18 protein-coding genes are annotated in these 15548 nt (G+C 65.2%); 13 read left to right on the top strand and 5 right to left on the bottom strand.

The window, feature by feature from the left end:
• Positions 1 to 288, top strand: a 288-nt coding sequence (locus AC1D00_RS05195; RefSeq protein WP_477009918.1) for an acyl-CoA dehydrogenase family protein, incomplete at its 5' end; no start/stop codon positions are given.
• Positions 289 to 408: 120 nt separating this feature from the next.
• Positions 409 to 1110 (top strand): nitroreductase, encoded by a 702-nt coding sequence (locus tag AC1D00_RS05190; RefSeq protein WP_477009917.1) that lies wholly within the window; start codon positions 409 to 411, stop codon positions 1108 to 1110.
• A 96-nt stretch (positions 1111 to 1206) separates the two neighbouring features.
• Here AC1D00_RS05190 and AC1D00_RS05185 read toward each other — a convergent pair whose 3' ends face one another.
• Together AC1D00_RS05185 and AC1D00_RS05180 are read right to left on the bottom strand one after the other, a co-directional pair.
• Positions 1207 to 1755, bottom strand: coding sequence for a sigma-70 family RNA polymerase sigma factor (locus AC1D00_RS05185; protein WP_477009916.1), 549 nt, complete (start codon positions 1753 to 1755; stop codon positions 1207 to 1209).
• Positions 1755 to 1988 carry a NepR family anti-sigma factor gene (locus tag AC1D00_RS05180; RefSeq protein ID WP_477009915.1) on the bottom strand — a complete coding sequence of 78 codons (234 nt, stop codon included), beginning with the start codon at positions 1986 to 1988 and terminating at the stop codon, positions 1755 to 1757. Before AC1D00_RS05180 ends, AC1D00_RS05185 begins: the two co-directional genes overlap by 1 nt.
• 225 nt (positions 1989 to 2213) lie before the next feature.
• Between AC1D00_RS05180 and AC1D00_RS05175 the strand changes: the two genes are divergently transcribed.
• From AC1D00_RS05175 to AC1D00_RS05130, 10 genes are all read left to right on the top strand, one after another.
• The gene (locus AC1D00_RS05175; RefSeq protein WP_167770952.1) at positions 2214 to 3020 is read left to right on the top strand and encodes a response regulator; all 807 of its coding nucleotides are present in this window, start codon (positions 2214 to 2216) and stop codon (positions 3018 to 3020) included.
• Between the two features lie 191 nt (positions 3021 to 3211).
• On the top strand, positions 3212 to 3811 hold the full coding sequence (locus AC1D00_RS05170) for a nuclear transport factor 2 family protein (RefSeq protein WP_477009914.1): 600 nt from the start codon (positions 3212 to 3214) through the stop codon (positions 3809 to 3811).
• Positions 3812 to 4059: 248 nt separating this feature from the next.
• Complete coding sequence (locus AC1D00_RS05165; RefSeq protein ID WP_477009913.1) at positions 4060 to 4470, top strand: hypothetical protein; 411 nt, start codon at positions 4060 to 4062, stop codon at positions 4468 to 4470.
• Between the two features lie 122 nt (positions 4471 to 4592).
• Positions 4593 to 6467: a molecular chaperone HtpG gene (htpG, locus tag AC1D00_RS05160; RefSeq protein WP_477009912.1), complete on the top strand. Its 1875-nt coding sequence runs from the start codon at positions 4593 to 4595 to the stop codon at positions 6465 to 6467.
• Positions 6468 to 6674: 207 nt separating this feature from the next.
• Positions 6675 to 6950: a DUF3551 domain-containing protein gene (locus AC1D00_RS05155; protein WP_135175494.1), complete on the top strand. Its 276-nt coding sequence runs from the start codon at positions 6675 to 6677 to the stop codon at positions 6948 to 6950.
• A 227-nt stretch (positions 6951 to 7177) separates the two neighbouring features.
• On the top strand, positions 7178 to 8992 hold the full coding sequence (locus AC1D00_RS05150) for a long-chain-acyl-CoA synthetase (protein WP_477009911.1): 1815 nt from the start codon (positions 7178 to 7180) through the stop codon (positions 8990 to 8992).
• A 152-nt stretch (positions 8993 to 9144) separates the two neighbouring features.
• Positions 9145 to 9390, top strand: coding sequence for an acyl carrier protein (locus AC1D00_RS05145; protein WP_404552567.1), 246 nt, complete (start codon positions 9145 to 9147; stop codon positions 9388 to 9390).
• Positions 9377 to 10759, top strand: coding sequence for a class I adenylate-forming enzyme family protein (locus AC1D00_RS05140; RefSeq protein ID WP_477009910.1), 1383 nt, complete (start codon positions 9377 to 9379; stop codon positions 10757 to 10759). Before AC1D00_RS05145 ends, AC1D00_RS05140 begins: the two co-directional genes overlap by 14 nt.
• Positions 10752 to 11474 carry an SDR family NAD(P)-dependent oxidoreductase gene (locus AC1D00_RS05135; RefSeq protein WP_404552570.1) on the top strand — a complete coding sequence of 241 codons (723 nt, stop codon included), beginning with the start codon at positions 10752 to 10754 and terminating at the stop codon, positions 11472 to 11474. Before AC1D00_RS05140 ends, AC1D00_RS05135 begins: the two co-directional genes overlap by 8 nt.
• Positions 11475 to 11602: 128 nt before the next feature.
• Entirely contained in the window at positions 11603 to 11812 is a 210-nt protein-coding gene (locus AC1D00_RS05130; protein ID WP_404552571.1) for a hypothetical protein, read from the top strand.
• A gap of 4 nt (positions 11813 to 11816) precedes the next feature.
• Here AC1D00_RS05130 and AC1D00_RS05125 read toward each other — a convergent pair whose 3' ends face one another.
• Positions 11817 to 12203: a hypothetical protein gene (locus tag AC1D00_RS05125; RefSeq protein WP_477009909.1), complete on the bottom strand. Its 387-nt coding sequence runs from the start codon at positions 12201 to 12203 to the stop codon at positions 11817 to 11819.
• Between the two features lie 220 nt (positions 12204 to 12423).
• On the opposite strand from AC1D00_RS05125, the gene AC1D00_RS05120 reads away from it, so the two are divergent.
• On the top strand, positions 12424 to 13569 hold the full coding sequence (locus tag AC1D00_RS05120; protein ID WP_477009908.1) for a DUF3095 domain-containing protein: 1146 nt from the start codon (positions 12424 to 12426) through the stop codon (positions 13567 to 13569).
• A gap of 4 nt (positions 13570 to 13573) precedes the next feature.
• Here the strand turns inward: AC1D00_RS05120 and AC1D00_RS05115 are convergent, their stop codons facing one another.
• Together AC1D00_RS05115 and AC1D00_RS05110 are read right to left on the bottom strand one after the other, a co-directional pair.
• On the bottom strand, positions 13574 to 14008 hold the full coding sequence (locus AC1D00_RS05115; RefSeq protein WP_477009907.1) for a DUF2147 domain-containing protein: 435 nt from the start codon (positions 14006 to 14008) through the stop codon (positions 13574 to 13576).
• Positions 14009 to 14100: 92 nt separating this feature from the next.
• A complete protein-coding gene (locus AC1D00_RS05110; protein WP_477009906.1) occupies positions 14101 to 15486 on the bottom strand; it encodes an MATE family efflux transporter in 1386 nt (461 codons plus the stop codon).
• Positions 15487 to 15548: the final 62 nt, after the last annotated feature.

Here is a 15548-nt window from a genome sequence, read left to right as displayed (position 1 = left end):
GGCCCGGAGAACTCGATCGGCAAGCTGGTCTCGGGCATGATGCTCCAGGACATCGCGACCTACGCCATGGACCTCCAGGGCGCGGCCGGCGTTCTCACCGGCAGYGACGAGGAGACGGTGCAGGGCCAGTTCCAGCAGATGCTGCTGTCCTCGCCCTCGATGCGCATCGCCGGCGGCACCGACGAGATCCTGCGCAACATCATCGCAGAGCGCGTTCTGGGCCTGCCGGGCGACATCCGCGTCGACAAGGACGTGCCGTATAACAAGATCCCGACCAAGGGGCGCTGATCTCAGATTGTAGGGTGGGTTAGCGAAGCGTAACCCACCTCTTTAATTTCCGCGAAGACAGAAGAGGTGGATTACGCCTTCGGCTAACCCACCCTACGAAGAAAAGAGCGCGAGCTAAACATGGATGCAAAAGTGAGCCAAACCCAAGACCGCATCGGCGTGCTCGAAGAGCTCCTCAACGAGCGCTACTCGGTGCGCGCCTTCCTGCCCAAGGAGGTCGATCGCGCCACCATCGAGCATGTGCTGAAGACCGCGCAGCGCACCGCGTCCTGGTGTAATAGCCAGCCCTGGCAGGTCATCATCGCCAGCGGCGAGGCCAAGGAGCGCTTTCGCCAGCTGATCTACAAGGAAGCCTCCGGCGGACTTGGCGACGATTACGATTTCACCCCGCCGCGCGAATATGTCGGCGTCTATCTCGATCGCCGCCGCGAAAGCGGGTTTCAGCTCTACAACACGCTCGGGATCCCCCGCGGCGACAGAAGCGGCTACGCCAAGCAGGCGCTGGAGAACTACAATTTCTTCGGCGCGCCGCATGTCGCTGTCATCCACACCAACGAACCGCTCGGCATCTACGGCGCGATCGATTGCGGCGCCTATGTCTCCAATTTCATGCTGGCCGCCCAGGCGCTCGGGCTCGGCACCATTCCGCAGGCCGCGCTGGCGCGGCACTCCGGCCTGATCCGCCGTCACTTCAATCTGCCCGATGACCGCCGCGTCGTTTGCGGCATCTCGTTCGGCTATGCCGACCACGCCCACAAGGTCAACAGCTACCGCACCTCGCGGGCGAGCGTCGCCGAGACCGTGACCTTCGCGGACGAGTGATCTAGCGGCTCAAGCAGCGCCATCAGACGCACGGAAAGGCGGCCGCGTGAACGGCCGCCTTTCCATTTGTCGCCTCAGTCCGATGACGGCCTGCCGTTATCCGCCGCTGCCGCCGATCACGGCGCGCACGGTCTCGTCGGGCCCGAAATCCTCGGCGCCGTCGACATAGAGCAGCGCGGCGAGTTTCGATCGTGCACGGTTGACCCGGCTCTTGATCGTGCCGACCGCACAGCCGCAGATCGACGCTGCGTCCTCATAGGAGAAGCCGGAGGCGCCGACCAGGATCAGCGCTTCGCGCTGGTCCTGCGGGAGCTTTTCGAGCGCGGTGCGAAACTCCTCGAACTCGAGATGCGCGTTCTGCGAGGGCTGTGTCTTCAGCGTCTTCGCATAATTGCCCTCGGCGTCCTCGACCTCGCGCCGCCGCTTGCGATAGTCGGAGCGGAACAGGTTGCGCAGGATCGTGAACAGCCAGGCCGGCAGGTTGGAGCCGGGCTGGAATGAGTCGATGTTGGCCAGCGCACGCAACAGCGTTTCCTGCACCAGATCGTCGGCGCGGTCGGCGTTGCCGCTGAGCGAGATCGCGAACGCGCGCAGACTTGGCACGKCCGCGAGGATGTCGTTACGCAGGGAGTCCGTGAGAGGCATTAATCCCTCCCATTGTTGTTGTCGTTGGATCCGCCCTCATTTTCCACGTGGGGTGTCGCTCCCGGCGCATCAAGCTTCTTGATCAGTTCCGCGAACCGATCCGGAACCCCCTGCCGGACGACGTCGTCGTACATGGCGCGGAGCTGATGCCCGATCCGGGATTGGATCTCCGGAGTGAGCCCTCCCTTGCCGGGGGTCGTGCTTTTGCTGACTTGAGACTTGAGATCTTTCATGACCTGTTCCACGTTTCCCCGAGTTAAGTGACTGTAAATTCGAGAAGTTTTCTCAACCGGGAGCCGTTCCCTGGATAGGCTCAATTCCAGGTTCGAGAAAAAGTTCCGCCAGCTACGGAACTTTTCTTGCCCTGAGGCGTAGTCAGCCCGAGCAGGGGAACCCGGGCCTCCCCTCGTGATCTCTCTAAGTCTTCTAAGGTCGGTCCGAAGATGAATGGAGTGGGGATGTCCCGTTCACAGCTTGTCGCTGAACACTTGCCGTTGTTGCGCCGGTATGCACGCGCCCTGACGGGCAGCCAGGCTTCCGGCGACGCCTATGTCGCAGCCATGTTGGAAGCCATGCTCGGGGATCCCGCCGTGCTCGACGAGAGCCATGGGCCACGGGCCGGCCTGTTCCGGCTGTTCACCCAGATCTGGAATTCCGTCTCTGTCAACGACGACGCCGAGGTGACGACCCTGCCGATGCCGCCGGAGCGGCGGCTGTCGAACATCACGCCGCTGCCGCGGCAAGCCTTCCTGCTGCTTTCGCTCGAGGGATTCTCGGAAGAGGAGGTCGGCTACATCCTCGGCACCGATGTCGCCGAGACGCGGCGGCTCGCGGACGCTGCGGGACGCGAGATGGCGGCGGAGATCGCCACCGAAGTGCTGATCATCGAGGACGAGACCTTCATCGCCATGGATCTCGAGAGCCTGGTGAAGAATCTCGGCCACAACGTCGTCGGCGTCGCGCGCACCCATGCCGATGCTGTGGCGCTGGCCAAGAACAGGCGGCCCGGCCTGATCCTCGCCGACATCCAGCTCGCCGACGGATCGTCGGGTCTCGATGCGGTCAACGAATTGCTGCGCACCTTCGAGGTACCGGTGGTGTTCATCACGGCCTATCCGGAGCGCTTCCTCACCGGCGAGCGCCCCGAGCCGGCGTTCCTGATCTCGAAGCCGTTCCAGCCGGCGATGGTGTCGGCGGTTGCGAGCCAGGCGCTGTTCTTCCAGCGCAACTCGCGCAACCGCGCCCCGAAGGCGCCGGCGGCGTAATCAGGGTGGCTGCGGCCTGAGATTGGTTGACGATCATCTGATCCGGCGTACCGCAAGGTGCGCCGGATTTTTCTTGCCGCGATTTCTTGCCGCGATTTCCTGGGGCGCCTTCCCGCGCTTGACGGCCGTCGATTTCGCCGCTCATACCTCTGCGGCGGCCCCCGCTGCGGCCCGCAACCGGAGATGTGCCCATGGACCAAGCGCTGCTCGATCGTCTCGCCATCCGCGATCTCGTCGAGAACTGGGCGGTGTGGCGCGATGCCGGCGACTGGGAGCGCTTTGTGACCGTCTGGCATGAGGAAGGCTGGATGTCGGCCACCTGGTTTCAGGGACCGGCGCGGGACTTCATCCGCGTCAGCCAGGAGGGCTTTGCCAAGGGCGTCCGCATCCTGCATTTCCTCGGCGGCACCAGCATCGATTTGTCCGGCGAGCGCGCCATTGCGCAGACCAAGATGACGATCTCGCAGCGGGCGCTCGTGCACGATGTGCTCTGCGACGTCGTCTGCACCGGGCGCTTCTACGATTTCCTGGAGAAGCGGCAGGGCCGTTGGGGCATCGTCCGCCGCCAGCCGATCTACGAGAAGGACCGGATCGACCCGGTCGATCCCGCTGCGACGCTCCGCCTCGACCAGACAGCGCTCGCCGCGTTGCCCGAAGGCTACCGCCATCTCGCCTACATGCAGGAGCTGATCGGCTACAAGGTCAAGCGCGACATGCCGGGCCTGACCGGCGCCGAGGTCGAGAAGCTCTATGGCGAGGGGCGGGCGTGGCTGGCTGGGAAGGCGAAGTGAACCCCAGACAAAAGTAAGGCGCGACTGGCATCACCACAGTCGCGCCCTACGTCGCCGGCTTATGGGGCAGGGGGGGAATAGCCGGCTGCTGAGATGACTCCCAGCCGCGAAAGTCGTTCCAGGGCTCCGGAAATATTTTTCGGGGCGCGACTTTTTTGCACACGGTTAAGTGATCGTTTCCGCCGAGAACCCCCGCTCCTCCGGCCGCGTTGTTCCCGCGATCGCCATGGGGCGAGGGGTCGACAGCCATGTCACAGATTCAAAAGGTATTTTTGGGCGCCGTCGCGATTGTCGCAACGCTCGGCGCGGTGCAGGTACAACTGGCCTCCGGCCATGATCTGGCCGACCGCTGGCAGGCGGTCGCCGACAAGCCCGGCCACGAGGTCAACCGGACCGGCAAGGCCGACCGGCTCGCCGAGATCAAGCCGGGAGTGGTTTCCACCCGCACCGTGTCGATGCGGCTAAACGACCTTGCCGATACCTCGGTGCTGCTGCGGGTCCCCGCGGTGATCGAGACCGGCAACGCCAAGCCGCCCGCGGCGCTCCAGAACCAGAACCAGAAGCAGGGCCGCAACAAGCCGACCATCGCTTGCGAGCCGATGGTCAGCTCCCTGACCGAGGTCGCCAAGCTGCTCCAGCCGGGCCGCTGCGTGACCTGATCGCCGGGGCCAAGGGACAGTTGCCTCTGTCACGGGCAGGGGCGGCTTCTCACGTCCTCTTGATCCGCTGTCTCATCGCGTTATATCCCGGTTTTCCCCTTTTCGATTGACCGGGTAAACGCATGACGACGTCAGATACGGCTGTGCATACGCAGCCATTCCAGGCCGAGGTTTCCGAGCTGCTGCACCTCATGGTGCACTCCGTCTATTCGGAGACCGACATCTTCCTGCGCGAGCTCGTCTCCAACGCCTCGGATGCCTGTGACAAGCTACGCTACGAGGCGATCGCCAGTCCGGCGCTGCTGGGCGAGGGCGACGCGCTCAAGATCCGCATCATCCCGGACAAGACGGCCGGCACGCTCACGATCGCCGATAACGGCATCGGCATGGAGCGGCAGGAGCTGATCGACCATCTCGGCACCATCGCCCGTTCCGGCACCAAGGCCTTCGTGTCCAAACTCAGGGAGGCCAAGGACGGCCTCGGCCTGATCGGCCAGTTCGGCGTCGGCTTCTATTCCGCCTTCATGGTCGCCGACAAGATCGTCGTCGTCAGCCGCCGCGCCGGCGAGAGCGACGTCTGGAGCTGGTCGTCCTCCGGCGGCTCCGGCTTCGAGATCGCCCGGGCGGGCGACGAGGAAGCGGCGCGCGTCGTGCGCGGCACCGAGATCGTCCTGCACCTGAAGGACGACGCCAAGAAATATCTCGAGGCCTACGAGATCGAGCGCATCGTCAGTGCCTATTCCGACAACATCCTGTTTCCCATCGAGCTCGTGCCGGAAGAGGGCGAGCCGCGCCAGATCAACTCGGCGAGCGCGCTGTGGCAGCGCTCGAAATCCGAGCTTTCGGCAGAAGACTACAAGAAGGCCTATCAGCAGATTGCGTCCGCCTTCGACGATCCCGCGATGACGCTGCACTACCGCGCCGAGGGCCGCTACTCCTACGCCGTGCTGCTGTTCGCGCCGTCGACCAAGCCGTTCGACCTGTTCGAGCCGAACCGCAAGGGCCGGGTGAAGCTCTACGTCCGCCGCGTCTTCATCACCGACGATGCCGACCTCTTGCCGGGTTATTTGCGCTTCATCCGCGGCGTGGTCGACAGCGAGGATCTCCCCCTCAACATCTCCCGCGAGATGCTGCAGAACAATCCGCAGCTGGCCCAGATCCGCAAGGCCGTGGCGACACGCGTCGTGTCCGAGCTCGAAAGCCTCGCCGAGAAGGACGCGGAGAATTTTGCCAAGATCTGGGACGCCTTCGGCGCGGTTCTGAAGGAAGGCATCTACGAGGATTTCGAGCGCCGCGAGAAGCTGCTGGCGCTGTCGCGCTTCACCACGACGTCAGGCGAGAAGCGGTCGCTGAAGCAGATCATCGCCGATTTCAAGCCGAACCAGACCGAGATCTATTATCTGGTCGGCGAGAGCATCGAGCGGCTGAAATCCAATCCGCGGCTGGAGGCGGCGACCGCGCGCGGCATCGAGGTGCTGCTGCTGTCCGATCCCGTCGATGCGTTCTGGACCTCGATGCCGACGGAGTTCGAGGGCAAGCCGCTGAAGTCGCTGAGCCAGGGCGATCTCAACCTCGATCTGATCCCGCGCGTCGACGACAAGGACGAAGCGAAGAAGGACGAGCCCGAGGCGGATGAAGCCGCCACCATCGCCGTGATCAAGGCCGCGCTCGGCGAGCGCGTCAGCGACGTCAAGGCTTCGACGCGCCTCACGAGCTCCGCCTCCTGCCTCGTCGCCGACAGCCAGGGCCCGAGCCGCGAGCTCGAGCGCATCCTGGCGCAGCAGAACCGCGGCATGCGCACCAAGCCGATCCTCGAGATCAATCTGCGCCATCCCCTGGTCACCGCGATCACCAAGGCGCAGGCCGGTTCGAAGACGGTCGACGATCTCGGCCTGCTCCTGCTCGAGCAGGCGCAGATCCTGGATGGCGAATTGCCGGAAGATCYGGCGGCGTTTGCGGCGAGGCTGAACCGGCTGGTGCTGCAGGGGCTCGGCTAGCCGCTACGCGTCAGGCCGGGGGCAAGTCCCGGCCGTGACGCCTGCGGGCTTGTGCAAGGCAACCGGCAAGACGGTCGCGTCTCTACAGCGCGCCATACTCACCTTGCCGTCATATGTCCTCGGGAACAGTCGCCTCCGGCGCGGTGTTATGCCATATGAGGTCGCCGGCATCAGAGTCGCCGGCGCCACCGATTTGAGGATTTCTCCATGCGCTTGCCCATCCTGACCCTCACCGCGATCTTCACGCTGCTGGGCGTAGCGGATGCCAGCGCGCAGAGATACGATCCGGCCTATCCCGTTTGCATGCACCGCTACACTGGCGGCGGCCCCGGCGGCGGGGGCAGTGATTATTACGACTGCACCTTCACTTCGTTGCAGCAATGCCGTGCCACGGCGTCAGGGCTCGCCGCGACGTGCGACGTCAATCCTTATTACGCCTTTAACGGGCCGCCGCCGCGCCGGCCCCACAAGAAGGTGTACTAGCGATCCGCACAGATCGCTCGATTGTGCGCCTCTCGGTGATGCGGCATCAGCCGCATCGTCGTCGATTTGCTATCGCAAGGGTCACGCCAGGCCGCGCGCCGGTCCCGTCGGCTTGGTAAAGGATGACCAGAGTTAATCGCGCACTAACGGGCTTTTACCTTGTCTCTTAACACCTGGGCAGGGCGCGCGGACTAAGCTGGCGGAACCAGCAGACACGTTCCGAAAGCATGAACGGCATGACCACCGGCGTCATCGAGCAACCGAAGGCCGCGCGCGCGCCATCGGCGTCAAAGATCTGGCTGAAGGCGATCGAGCTCACCGCGCGGATCGAGACGCTGCCGGGCAGGCTGTTTGCCGACGTCATCGACGATTGGGCGCAGCGTCAGCCCGATCGCGTTGCGCTGGTCACGGATGACGCAACGCTCGACTACGAAGGTTTGTCGAAACGCATCAACCGCTATGCGCGCTGGGCGCGCTCGGTCGGCGTCGCCAAGGGGGACACTGTCGGCCTGATCATGCCGAACGGCATCGACTATGTCGCCGCCTGGCTCGGCATCAGCCGCGTCGGCGGTGTGGTGGCGCTGATCAATACCAAGCTTGTCGGGCAATCGCTCGCCCATTGCCTCGATGTTGCGAGGCCCCAGCACATCATCGTCGCGCACGACCTGGTGGAGACGCTGGAGAGTGCGAAGCCGCATCTGAAGACCGAGGCCAAGGTCTGGACCCATGGCGATGCCCGCAGCGAACGTGCCATCGATGTCGCGCTTGCCGCTCTCGACGACGGCCCGCTTGATCCCGAAGAGCACGGCGACGTCACCATCGACGACCGTGCACTGCTGATCTACACGTCCGGCACCACGGGCCTGCCCAAGGCCGCCAGCATCAGCCATCGCCGAATCCTCAATTGGGGCTTTTGGTTCGCCGGCCTCACTGGCGCCGGGCCACAGGATCGGCTCTACGATTGTCTGCCGCTATTCCACTCGGTCGGCGGCATCGTCGCGCCGTGCAGCATGCTGGCCGCCGGCGGCTCGGTGGTCATCGCGGACAAGTTCTCGGCGTCGAATTTCTGGCCCGACATCGTGCGGCACGACTGCACGCTGTTCCAGTATATCGGCGAGCTCTGCCGCTATCTGCTCAAGGCGCCGCCGTCGGAATACGAAAACCGCCATCGCCTGCGGCTCGTCTGCGGCAACGGCCTGCGCGGCGACATCTGGGAGGACTTTCAGACCCGCTTCGCCATTCCCCGCATCCTCGAATTCTATGCGGCGACCGAAGGCAATTTCTCCCTGTTCAACGTCGAGGGCCAGCCGGGCGCGATCGGGCGCATCCCGCCGCTGCTCGCGCATCGCTTTCCTGCGAGCCTCGTCAAGCTCGACCCTGATAGCGGCGCGCCATTGCGCAATGAAGAGGGGCTTTGCATTGCCTCCGCCCGCGGCGAGGCGGGCGAAGCCATCGGCCGCATCGGCACGGCGGACCAAGGCGGCGGCCGCTTCGAGGGTTACACCGACGCGGGCGAGACCGAGAAGAAGATCCTGCGCGATGTCTTCGCCAAGGGCGATGCGTGGTTCCGCACCGGCGATCTGATGCGGCTCGACGACAAGGGCTTCTTTCATTTCGTCGATCGCATCGGCGACACTTTTCGCTGGAAGGGCGAGAACGTCGCGACCTCGGAGGTCAACGACGCCATCCGCGATTTTACCGGCGTCATCGACGCCACCACTTACGGCGTCAGCATCCCCGGCACTGATGGCCGCGCCGGGATGAGCGCGATCGTCGTGAACGAGGGTTTTGACGTCGCGGCATTGCCTGCGCATCTCGCGCGGCGCCTGCCGGCTTACGCCCGCCCGGTCTTCATCCGCATCTCACGCGAGCTCGATGCGACCGAGACGTTCAAGCAGAAGAAAGGCGAGCTCGCTCGCGAGGGATTTGACCCGGGCGCGATCTCCGATCCGCTGTTCATGCTCGATCCGAAGTCCGGCACCTATGTCGCACTCGATTCCAGCGCCTATGCTCAGATCGCGGGTGGTACGATGAGGCTCTAGCGGAACCAAAATCCGCCAGATAGGTCCAATTTTATCTGAATTGTCCAAGAAGCCATTTACTTCTGTCGGGTAAACAGACCCCATGGGGAGGCGGTCATCAAGAGCCGCCGCAAGACATCCGATCGATCAACAAAGCAAGGGGCAAGCCAGCCATGTCGGTAAGGTCCAAGGTCATAGAAGCGATCCAGCAGATCGCCAGGGAACAGCACGTCGCGCTTCCCGCACTCTCGGACGATCTGTCCCTGCACGAGACCGGTTTCGACTCCCTCGCCTTCGCGATCCTCGTCGCCCGGCTCGAGGACGAAACCGGCGTCGATCCCTTCACCATTTCCGAGGACGCAGCGTTCCCCGCCACGATCGGCGATTTCGTGCGGGCCTACGAAAATGTCCCCGCGTGAGACCTTTGCGCTTCGCGACAATCTCGGCGCGGAGCTGAAGGGCCGCACGCTGTCGGATGCGCACGATGTCGTGTCGCTGACCGACATCCTGTCGCAGACCGTCTTGGGCGGCCGCCTGCGCGAGCTGTCCGGCCGCGCCGTGCTGCTCAAAGTGTCCGACCAGCTCCGGTCGGGCATCGCCATGATCGAGCTCGACGGCATCGCCCGCCGCATGCTGCTCTGTCCGCCCGATCTCAACCCGGCCTATCTGGACGCGCTGATCGCGGATGCCGGGATCGATGCCGTCGTCACCGACGAGCCCGATCGCTGGGCCGAGACCGGCGTGCCGCTGGTCGTCACCGCTCGATTGCCGCTTCAAACCACCGTGCCCGCGCAGACCGAGCGCGCCACCGAATGGCTGATGCTGACCTCGGGCACGTCAGGCGTGCCCAAGATCGCCGGCCATACGCTGGAAGCGCTGACCGGTGCGATCGTCGCCGAAGGCCCCGCGCGCGGACCGGCGCCGGTCTGGGCGACGTTCTACGACATTCGCCGTTATGGCGGCCTCCAGATCTTCCTCCGCGCCATTCTCTCCGGCGGCTCCATGGTGCTGTCGGATCCGCATGAGGCGCTCGCCGATCACGTTACGCGGCTGAATGCGCTCGGCGTCTCGCACATCTCCGGTACGCCCTCGCACTGGCGCAAGCTTCTGATGAGCGGCTCGGCCGCGCAATTCGCGCCGGCTTACGTCCGTCTCTCCGGCGAGATTGCCGACCAGGCGGTGCTAGACGGCCTGAAGGCGGCGTTCCCCGATTCCTCCGTCGGCCATGCCTATGCCTCGACCGAGGCCGGCGTCGGCTTCGCCGTCAACGACGGGCTCGAAGGCTTTCCGGCCGACTATCTCGGCAACCGCAACGGCGTCGAGATGAAGGTCGTGGACGGCTCGCTGCGCATCCGTTCCACACGCACGGCGCATGCCTATATCGGCCGCAACGCCACCGCGCTCACCGACGACGACGGGTTTGTCGACAGCGGCGACATCGTCGAGCTGCGCGGCGACCGCTATTACTTCGTCGGCCGCCGCGGCGGCATCATCAATATCGGTGGGCTGAAGGTCCACCCCGAAGAGATCGAGGCGGTCATCAACCGCCATTCCGACGTGCGGATGTCGCGGGCCAAGTCGCGGAAGAGTCCGATCACCGGCGGCATTGTCGTCGCCGACGTGATCCTCGCCGACGGCACCGATCCGGCGCGCGCGCAGGAGATTCGYGACCAGATCCTRGATCAATGTCGTGCTCAGCTCGCTTCCCACAAGGTGCCGGCGGTGATCCGCTTCGTCGAGACGCTTGATGTCACCCCGGCCGGAAAATTGGCGCGCACCGATGCATAATGTCCTCGTCACCGGCGGCAGCCGCGGTATCGGCCTTGCGATCGGCAAGCGCCTCGTCGGCGCCGGCTACAACGTGATCGCTGCGGCGCGGCGCGAGAGCGACGAGCTCAAGGCGGCGATCGCTGAGTCCGAGGGTCGCCTGCATTTCCGCGCCTGCGATCTCGCGGTGATCGACGCGATTCCCGCTTTCGCAAAGCTCGCGCGTGACGAATTCGGCCCGATCTACGGCCTTGTCAACAATGCCGGCCTCGGCACCGAAGGCCTGCTCGCCACCATGCACAATTCCGAGATCGAGGCGCTGGTGCAGCTCAACGTGCTGTCGCCGATCATCCTCACCAAATATGTCGCGCGGCAGATGATGGCCGATGGCGCAGGCCGCATCATCAACATCTCCTCGATCATCGCGACCACCGGCTATAACGGCCTGTCCGTCTATGGCGCGACCAAGGCCGCCGCCACCGGCTTCACCCGCTCGCTCGCGCGCGAGGTCGGCAAGCTCGGCATCACCGTGAACGCGATCGCGCCTGGCTTCATCGACACCGAGCTGACCCACAATCTCTCCGACGAGGGACGCAAGCGCATCGCGGGGCGAAGTGCATTGCGCCGGCTGCCGGAGACGGAAGACGTCGCACGCATGGTGGAATATCTGCTTGGCGAGGGTGGCCGCAACGTCACGGGCACCGTGTTCACGGTCGACGCCGGGAATACGGCGTAAAGCGGAACTTCATCGCCACAATTGCATTGATTCGGCGCAATGACATTCGACCGGATTTGGTCGTAAGATGCCCCCGCAATCGATTGGGTTACGTCAATCGATCTGCCCCAATCGACAGGGAGCAGTCCATGACCATGCGAAACATGACCGCTTCAAATCAGGGCCGGACGGAGCAAGCGTGCGCGAAGCCGGACGACGTCCGTTGTCCGCCGATGACGCATCAGAATTCCGGCGGTCACGGTCACGAGATGTATCCGCAGCAATTCGTGCGCCTGGTCGGTTGCCATGACGCGTCTGTCGAGGCCTTGCGCAAGCGTGAGGATGAGAAGCTGCACTAGTCGCTCACGTCCGATGCTTCGGCAGGTCAATCCGTTCATGTGAGAATTCCGGCGGCCCTTCGGTGAGGCGGCGGATGCGGCGCTCGCGTTCGTCCTCCGGCAATGCGGGATCGAGCAGTCCCTCGATCTCGTGCACCGCGAGCTCCTCGAGCCTGGTCGCGTCCGAGGCGACCGTGGACCCTGATGCCGGTGCGGCAGGCGCAATCCTCAGGCCGAGCTCGACCAACTTGCAGATCGCATCCGAGCGCGACAGTTGATGGGCCTCGGCCCAGGCATCGACGCTGGCGGTCAGCACCTCAGGCATTTTCACCGCACTGACCGCATCGAGCCCTGTGCGTCGGCGTACCGGCGAAGTGGAGTCCTTGTTGCCAATATCAGACACCCCGATCATCCCGCGCAACCATTTCAGATAGCTCAACCGTAAACGTCATTTGCGGCCGGCTGTTTGATGCCGATCAATGACGAACTGCGGCATTGCGGCGCGGTGCGATCTTGTTGTCCGCCTCCATTTCGGCCAATGATCGGGACTTCGGGGCGCGTCGGCCGGCGAACCCGAATCGATCCTGCCACGTATTTCTCCTGGACGCGTCCCAACCATTCGGCATCACCCGATGACATCAGGCGAATCCTTCTATGGCGGCATTCCCGTCTTCCGCGGCTTCACCAGCCTGATGGACCCCGCGCTCTATGCGCCGCTGCCGGATGACTGGAGCATCGGTGTCGCCGACATCGTCGATTCCACCAAGGCGATCGCGGCGCAGCGTTACAAGGCGGTCAACATGGCTGGCGCCGCCGTGATCGCGGCGGTGACCAATGCGCTGGAGGGACGGGAATTTCCCTTCGTGTTCGGCGGTGACGGCGCCAGCTTTGCGGTCGCGCCCGGCGATCTCGATCGCGCCCGCGACGCGCTGGCTGCGACCGCGACCTGGGTGCGGGAGGATCTCGATCTGACGATGCGTGTTGCGCTGGTGCCGGTGAGTGCGATCCGGGCGCAAGGTCTCGACGTGCGCGTCGCCCGCTTCGGTCCGTCGGCGAACCTGTCCTATGCGATGTTCTCCGGCGGCGGGCTCGCCTGGGCCGATGCCGCGATGAAGCGCGGCGAGTTCGCCGTCGCCGAGGCGCCGGCCGGCACGCAGCCGGATCTGTCCGGCCTGTCCTGCCGCTTCGAGGTGATTCCGGCCGCGCGCGGCCTGATCCTGTCGGTTCTGGTGATGCCGGTGCGGGCTGCGGACCCGCTGGCGTTCCGCAAGGTGATCGAGGACGTCATTCACCTCGTCGAGCGCAGCCCGGACGGCGCCCGTCCGGTGCCGCCGCAGGGGCCGCCGCTGAAATGGCCGCCGCAGGGGCTGGACTATGAAGCCCGCACCAAGCGCGGCGGCCCGCTGCTCGCGCGCCGCGCCGGCGTGCTGGCCTATACGCTGTTCGCCTATCTGATCATGCGCTTCGACATCAAGGTCGGCGGCTTCGTGCCGAGCCTCTACAAGCGTCAGGTGGTCGAGAACTCGGACTTCAGGAAATATGACGACGGCCTGCGCATGATCCTCGACTGCACGGCCGAGCTCGAACGCGCCCTCAGCGATCGTCTCGCGGCTGCCGCGCGCGACGGCATCGTTCGCTACGGCCTCTACCAGCAGGACGCCGCGATGATGACCTGCTTCACGCCGTCCGCGCTGCGCAGCGACCACGTGCACTTCATCGACGGCGCGCGGGGCGGCTATGCCTCGGCGGCGACGGCCCTGAAGGCCATGATGGCTTGAAGCGCTAGCGTCCCGAGCGCGTCCAGGTCTCGCCGCCGCAGAGCGCGCCGACGCAACCTTCGACCCGCAGCGAATCTGCCGATATCGCCGTGACGCTGCTCGCATAGGTGCTGCCGTCGTCGGCATTGTAGATCTGGCCCGACCATTTGTTCGGCCCCGCCGGCTGCATGCCGCTGAACAGCGGCAGGCCGATCATCGGCCGTTTCGCCAGCGCAGGATTGGGATTCTTGCTGTCGGTGGCGGGCTGGCCGGTCGCGGTGTCGGCGGGCTCGCGCAGCCAGACGATATGGCCGCAGATGCCGCCGCTGCACTTGCTGATCTTGACGCGGGCATCGCCGGCCTGCGTCAGCCAGGTCCCGTCGGCGCTCTGCGCTTGGGCGGCAGTCGCGCCAAGCAGCGCAGCCAGAAGGACGATGAGAGTAGCGAATCTGGTATTCATGGAGATGCCCCGAAGTGGAGCGCCTCCATAGCAGCCTAGCGGGATAGCGCAACCCTGGATGGAATCACATTCCCGCGCTTATTTGCCTGCGCTCATTTGCCCCAGCGCGCGAAAGCGACGGAGGCCGCGGTCGACAGCCCGAACACAATCATGGCGCCGCCGACCAGCGCGAACAAGGTCCAGGCCGGCGCCTGCGCCATCATGAGGCCGATGCCTCCGATCGCGACGATCAGAAGCCGCGCGGTGGAGGCCAGCACCGGTCCGCCGACGCGCGCCGCGCCCTGCGATGAGAAGTACAGCGACACGCCCATGCCGAAGAACGCAAAGGCCGGGCCGGCCCAGTGGAAATAGCTGTGCGCGGCGGCGGTGACGCCGGGGTCGGCCGTGAAGAGCGACACCCACAGCGCGGGATCGAGCGCGATGACGAGGCCGATCAGGCCGACGGTGAGGGCGGACGCCGCGGCTGCGGTCCAGGCCACGCGCCGTGCGCGCTTCACATGTCCGGCGCCGATCGCCATGCCGACCATCGGCACCGACGCGATGCCGATGGCAAAGGTGATCGGGATCAGCAGAAATTCCAGCCGCGAGCCGATGCCGTAACCGGCCAGCATCTCGGTGCCGAACGTTGCCAGAATCTTCGTGAAGATCAGGATGGTGAGCACGGTCTGGAGCGGCGAGAGGCAGGCAACCGCGCCGACCCTGAGAATGTCCAGAAACATCGCGCGCTCAAAATGAAACGCGCGGAAATCCAGCGGCAGCCGGCTGCGGCCGGACAGGAGATACCAGAGGAAGAAGATCGCGGCGCAGCTGAATGCGATCAACTGGCCGGCGGCGACGCCCGGCATGCCGAATTGCTTCACGCCGAACAGGCCGAGCCCCAGCGTGCCGCCGAGCGCGATCTGGAGCACGCTCACCCCGATCAGCGTCATCGAGGGCAGGCGCATGTCGCCGGTGCCGCGGATCACCGAGGCCAGCGTGTTGACGAGCCAGATCGCGACCGCGCCGGAGAACAGCACCCGCGAATAGCCGCTGGCTTCCTCGAGCACGCGCTCGCGGCCGCCGAGCAGCGTGAAGAACGAGCGGCCGAAGACGAGCATCATCACCGTGAAGAACAGCCCGCCGCAGAGGCCGATGATGGTGGCATGCAGCGCCAGGGTCGCGGCGCGGCCGCGATCCCCGGCGCCGAGCGCGCGGCTGATCGCGGATGAGACGCCGCCGCCCATCGCGCCCGCGCTCATCATCTGCGTCAGCATCGCGAACGGGAACACCAGCGCGATCGCCGCGAGCGGGATGGTGCCGAGCCGGCCAATATAGGAGGTCTCGGCGATCGCAACCAGCGTCGAGCCGACCATCGCGATCATGTTGGGGATCGCGAGCCGCAGCAGCGTCGGCAGGATCGGCGCCGTCAGCAGGCTGGCGATGGGGGAGGCGACCGGTGCACGCGGCGGTGCGGCGTCTATGGGGGCGTCGATCGTCATGTTCACCGGGCGGAATATTGAATGATAAGCGACATATTATAAGGCGTGCGGCTGGCGCGCCA

The sequence above is a fragment of the Bradyrhizobium sp. P2_E8 genome (assembly GCF_056403875.1).
Note: the sequence above shows the minus strand (reverse complement) of the source record. Positions and strands in the feature narration are given on the sequence as shown.

Coding starts and splice junctions, on each gene's coding strand:
- AC1D00_RS05190 (WP_477009917.1), top strand. CDS start 409: ATGGATGCAAAAGTGAGCCAAACCCAAGACCGCATCGGCGTGCTCGAA.
- AC1D00_RS05170 (WP_477009914.1), top strand. CDS start 3,212: ATGGACCAAGCGCTGCTCGATCGTCTCGCCATCCGCGATCTCGTCGAG.
- AC1D00_RS05130 (WP_404552571.1), top strand. CDS start 11,603: ATGACCATGCGAAACATGACCGCTTCAAATCAGGGCCGGACGGAGCAA.
- AC1D00_RS05150 (WP_477009911.1), top strand. CDS start 7,178: ATGAACGGCATGACCACCGGCGTCATCGAGCAACCGAAGGCCGCGCGC.
- AC1D00_RS05155 (WP_135175494.1), top strand. CDS start 6,675: ATGCGCTTGCCCATCCTGACCCTCACCGCGATCTTCACGCTGCTGGGC.
- AC1D00_RS05180 (WP_477009915.1), bottom strand. CDS start 1,988: ATGAAAGATCTCAAGTCTCAAGTCAGCAAAAGCACGACCCCCGGCAAG.
- AC1D00_RS05110 (WP_477009906.1), bottom strand. CDS start 15,486: ATGACGATCGACGCCCCCATAGACGCCGCACCGCCGCGTGCACCGGTC.
- AC1D00_RS05120 (WP_477009908.1), top strand. CDS start 12,424: ATGACATCAGGCGAATCCTTCTATGGCGGCATTCCCGTCTTCCGCGGC.
- AC1D00_RS05145 (WP_404552567.1), top strand. CDS start 9,145: ATGTCGGTAAGGTCCAAGGTCATAGAAGCGATCCAGCAGATCGCCAGG.
- AC1D00_RS05175 (WP_167770952.1), top strand. CDS start 2,214: ATGTCCCGTTCACAGCTTGTCGCTGAACACTTGCCGTTGTTGCGCCGG.
- AC1D00_RS05115 (WP_477009907.1), bottom strand. CDS start 14,008: ATGAATACCAGATTCGCTACTCTCATCGTCCTTCTGGCTGCGCTGCTT.
- AC1D00_RS05135 (WP_404552570.1), top strand. CDS start 10,752: ATGCATAATGTCCTCGTCACCGGCGGCAGCCGCGGTATCGGCCTTGCG.
- AC1D00_RS05125 (WP_477009909.1), bottom strand. CDS start 12,203: ATGATCGGGGTGTCTGATATTGGCAACAAGGACTCCACTTCGCCGGTA.
- AC1D00_RS05165 (WP_477009913.1), top strand. CDS start 4,060: ATGTCACAGATTCAAAAGGTATTTTTGGGCGCCGTCGCGATTGTCGCA.